A 1,764-nucleotide genomic window follows, 5' to 3' on the forward strand; every position below is an offset into this window, starting at 1 on the left:
AGTCCAGCCGAACGCGCTCGCCGACGCGCGGGACCACCGCTGTCCAGCCCAGCTCGCGCGCGATGCGGTCGGCGAGGGCCCGTGAGGCCGCCGGCTCACCGTGCACGGCGTACAGCGTCGTGGGTGGCGTCTCGATCCGGCTCAGCCACTCGATGATCTCGTCGGAGTCGGCGTGCACCGAGAATTCCGGGTCGTCCACGACCTCGGCGCGCACCGGCACGTAGCGGCCGTGCATCTTGACCTCCCGGGCGCCCTCGAGCAGGTCTCGTCCTCGCGTCCCCACGGCCTGGTAACCGGTGAGGACGACGCAGTTGCGGGGGTCGCCGAGCTGGTGCGCGAGGTGGTGCACGACCCGGCCACCGGTCGCCATGCCGGAGGCCGAGATGATGACGCAGGGATGACGCGGCACGTTCAGCGCCTCCGACTCGACCGCGTTGCGCACGATGCGCAGGTCCGGCACGCCCAGGCTGTCGACCTCCCAGCCGGGTGGCAGCAGGCCTGGGTCGACCGTCGCCAGGTAGCGGCGATAGACGTCCAGGGCCCGCTGCGCCATCGGACTGTCGAGGTAGACGGGCACGGTGGGGACGGCACCACTGGTCATCAGCTCCCCGACCCGCAGGAGGACGAGCTCGGTCCGGTCGATGGCGAAGGCGGGGACGAGCACGGTGCCGCCTCGCGCGAGAGTGCGGCGGATGGCGCCGGCCAGCACGTCGTCCGCCGGGTCGGGGGACCGTGGTGGGTGAGTGCGGTCGCCGTAGGTCGACTCGACGACGATGACGTCGGCCGACGGAGGGTTCTCGCGGCGAGGCACCAACGGGTGGTCCGCGCGGCCCAGGTCGCCGCTGAACAGCACGGTCGACCCGGCTGCGTCCACGAGCACGCTCGTCGCACCGAGGATGTGCCCCGCCGAATGAAGGGTCACGGTGACGTCCTCTGTCAGGGGGACGGCGTCGTGCAGCGGCACCGGGCGCAACAGCGGGAGGGTCTGCTCCACGTCGAGCTCGTCGTAGAGGGGCAACGCCGGACGGTGTCGGGAGAACCCCGCCTGGTTGGCGTACCCCGCGTCCTCCTCCTGGATTCGAGCGCTGTCACGCAGCACGATCGCCGTGAGCTCAGCCGTCTGGTCCGTGCAGATGACCGGCGCCGCCAAGCCGTCGCGAACCAGCCGGGGCAGGTAGCCGCAGTGGTCGAGGTGCGCATGGGTCAGCACGACGCCGTCGAGGCTGGCCGGGTCGACCGGGAGCACGTCCCAGTTGCGCTGCCGCAGCTCGCGAAGTCCCTGGTAGAGACCTGCGTCGACGAGCACGCGAGAGGCGCCGGTCTCGACGAGGAAGCGGCTGCCGGTGACGGTGCCGGCAGCCCCCCAGAACGTCAACGTGGGGCTGCTCACGCCTCCATCGTCCTCCCCGCGTGGGTCCGGGGACAGTGGTGCCGAGGGACTGGTTCCTCACACCGCCTCGCGACCCGGGCGCGGCGCACCCGACGACGAAGGGCCGCACCGGATGCCGGTGCGGCCCTTCGTGGTCAGGCTCTAGCTGGCGGTCGTGCCCGAGGCACTGCTGCCGCTGCCACCACTGGTGCGGCGACGGTTGCGGGTGCGGCGGGGACGGCCGGCGCCCTCCGCGGGTGCGTCACCGTCACGCGACGACGGGCGAGCGGCATCCGATCGACGGTTACCGCCGCGGCCGCGGTCCCCACGGTCGTTGCCACGCTCGTTGCCGCGGCCGCCCGACGGGCCCCGACGACCGGCACCCTTGCCGGTCT

1 protein-coding gene and 1 pseudogene are annotated in these 1,764 nt (G+C 72.7%); both read right to left on the bottom strand.

What is annotated here, in order from left to right; genetic code table 11:
* Nucleotides 1-1,390 (bottom strand): MBL fold metallo-hydrolase RNA specificity domain-containing protein (locus PLL68_RS14770; protein ID WP_324535387.1); only part of this gene is annotated, 1,390 nt, incomplete at its 3' end.
* 141 nt (nucleotides 1,391-1,531) lie between these two features.
* Nucleotides 1,532-1,764: pseudogene (locus tag PLL68_RS14775) on the bottom strand (DEAD/DEAH box helicase); the annotation flags it as partial.

The sequence above is a fragment of the Ornithinibacter sp. genome (genome assembly GCF_035443565.1).
Classification (GTDB): domain Bacteria; phylum Actinomycetota; class Actinomycetes; order Actinomycetales; family Dermatophilaceae; genus Fodinibacter.